The 2616-nt window shown below is 43.1% G+C and carries 1 protein-coding gene and 1 pseudogene; one reads left to right on the top strand and one right to left on the bottom strand.

Annotation, left to right across the window (positions count from 1 at the left end; translation table 11 throughout):
* Window positions 1–621 precede the first annotated feature (621 nt).
* Window positions 622–1449: a DUF6816 family protein gene (locus F6K20_RS33420; protein ID WP_044492147.1), complete on the top strand. Its 828-nt coding sequence runs from the start codon at window positions 622–624 to the stop codon at window positions 1447–1449.
* Window positions 1450–2097: 648 nt separating this feature from the next.
* On the opposite strand, the pseudogene F6K20_RS33415 reads toward F6K20_RS33420, so the two are convergent.
* A pseudogene (locus F6K20_RS33415) lies at window positions 2098–2496 on the bottom strand (alpha/beta hydrolase); the annotation flags it as partial.
* Window positions 2497–2616: the final 120 nt, after the last annotated feature.

Here is a 2616-nt window from a genome sequence, read left to right as displayed (position 1 = left end):
TATTTTTAGCTGGGGTCAGATGCACTGTGGGGTATAAGCTGCTTAGGAGTGAATGACACTGAATGACACTGAATGACACTGAATGACACTGAATGACACTACTGAGGGGAATACTACTCTGAGTCAGGGTTTGGTAAACATCAGGCTGGTGAGCTTAACTGAAATTTTGAAGCCTTTATGAAGATCTAAGTATATACACTAGTATTATATATACTCTTTTATTATGAACATTACTGATTAACTTTGTTCCCGTTAATTTATATTAACTTCACTAAATATTTTTGATATAGCCACATAGTTTAAAGCTATCTTATGGTAAGCCGATTAGAATAATTTTTAATTACCAGGAATTGAAATAAAATTAAGTAAAATCTATTGATTAGGAAGAACTCTACAAATTTTGGACAGTTCTCGCGAGAGTGAACTATACTTGACAGTTAGCCCTAGATTAGGCTAAAGAATATCTAAAAGGATATCTCAGTGGAAACACCGATAGCGCAGACACCCAAAGTTAAAATGGTAATGGTCAGCACTCCCCTCTTGCTTTGATTCTTGATTAGATGGGGCGACCTGCCTTACGGGCAAGATAGCTGAACAGTCTAAGGTGAGAGGAATTTTGGTTTGAGAAGAATTCTGGGATTATGTCTGGTTTTAACCTTGCTTCTGGCTGGTGGTGAGGCTCAGGCAGGAGAGTTAGCTGAGCGTTTAGGTCAGTTTCCCGATTGGAAAAGCAAACCACCAGTCACAGCGGCGACCGGGGATTTGGTATATCCCACTTGGATGAAGGGAACTTGGAAAGTTACCAGCACCCTGATCGAGCAGATAGCACCTCTAGCACCAGAAATAGTGACACCAGGATTTGAAGGTAATCGCAGTCATCTAAAAGAACCAATTAGTTTTCTGGTGCGGTTTCAACAAGTTGGGAAATCAAGCTCAGGGCTTGGGGATTGGTTTATTCCGTTTAGAACTCGACGTTCTAGAAAAAATCGATCAGTATTAAAACCTACCTCAGAGGTGGTTGCTGAAGAGGTGGTTGCTGACCGAGCGTTCAATGGGTTGAATATTGCTAGGGCTTACTTAGGCGATCGCATAATTAGAGCCGTCAAAGTAGACCCCAATTCCCCTAATCGTCAGATTACCATTCTGCGCACCGGGAGCCAACTAGTTTCGGTGATTACTGGACGTGCTTCTGAAATACCAGCTCCGGATCAGTTCAATGCTACAGAAGTTGTCAACCAAGTCTTTCGCGGTACTCGCCGACCTTTTTTCAACGAAGTAGAAACCACAACAGCATATCAGTTCCATAAATCACCTACTCCGATCATTAAAGCTGACCAAGTCACAGCGGTTTACCTTTCACCACAAGACCCCGATTACTTTAAAGCATTGGAAAAACCTGTGGCTCTCTATCGCTATCAATTAGAGCTGGTACCAGTTAAGGATAGTTGAAGGTTGAAGGTTGTTAAAGGGTTGAAGGTTGTTAAAGGGTTGTTCGCGTAGCGTGGCCGAAAGGCCAAGGTTGAATGTTAGGTTAGTTGGGGGGGTGTTGGCGGATTTGCGATCGCGATTGTTGTTAACTCAACCTTCAACTGGGTAACCTTCAACATTAAACCTTAAACCTTCAACTGGGTAACCTTCAACATTAAACCTTAAACCTTCAACTGGGTAACCTTCAACATTAAACCTTGTAAGCATTCAGCCGTCAGCGGTCAGCCGTCAGCGGTCAGCCGTCAGCTTATTTTATTCAAAAGCTATAGTTATTGTAGGGTGGGCAAATGACAGAATTCCAGATTAAATGGTCATTGGCTTGGTATTTGCCCACCCTACTACCTGTCAGCAGTCAGCAGTCAGCCGTCAGCTTATTTTATTCAAAAGCTGAGAGCTGAGAGCTGATAGCTGATAGCTGAGAGCTGAGAGCTGATAGCTGATAGCTGTGAGCTGAGAGCTGATAGCTGAGAGCTGATAGCTGAGAGCTGATAGCTGAATGCTTACTAAACCTTAAACCTTCAACTAGCTAACCTTCAACCTTCAACCAGCTAACCTTCAACCTTCAACCAGCTAACTTTCAACCCTTTAATAACCTTCAACCAGCTAACCTTAAACCGGATTTTCCCCAATCCAATTGAGCAAAATCGGGTTGACTATCTCTGGTGCTTCATCTTGGGGACAATGACCCAAACCTTCTAAAGGAATAAACTTTTCTACAGTGGGGAATTTCGCTAATTCTCGTCCCAAGTCAATGGGTTCCCAGGGGTCTTTGCTGCCCCATAGTATGATCGCAGGACAAGGCAAAATTGGGATCAGGTCTTCTGGTAGTGGTCCTTGAGAATAGCTAGTAAAGGCAATAAAAACATCAGCTGCACCGGGATCAGCTGCTGGTGCCATGATTAGATCAACCAGTTCATCAGTGACGGCTTCTGGACGACAGTAGGCTTGCAACAGAATATTACGCACTACTTTAGGCTTAGCCAGCTGACTAAAAAAATACTGGGATACTCTTAAACCGTAATAAATCGTGATAATCCGGTACAAAACGGTCAAGGTTCAATCTATTGTGGTCCGAGTGAGAAGTGGTCATTCAGCAATTGGAGTCAAGCCTGCCACTTATCTTTCTGG

This window comes from Moorena sp. SIO2C4 (assembly GCF_010672485.1).
GTDB lineage: Bacteria > Cyanobacteriota > Cyanobacteriia > Cyanobacteriales > Coleofasciculaceae > Moorena > Moorena producens.
This window is presented reverse-complemented; position numbering and strand designations above follow the sequence as displayed.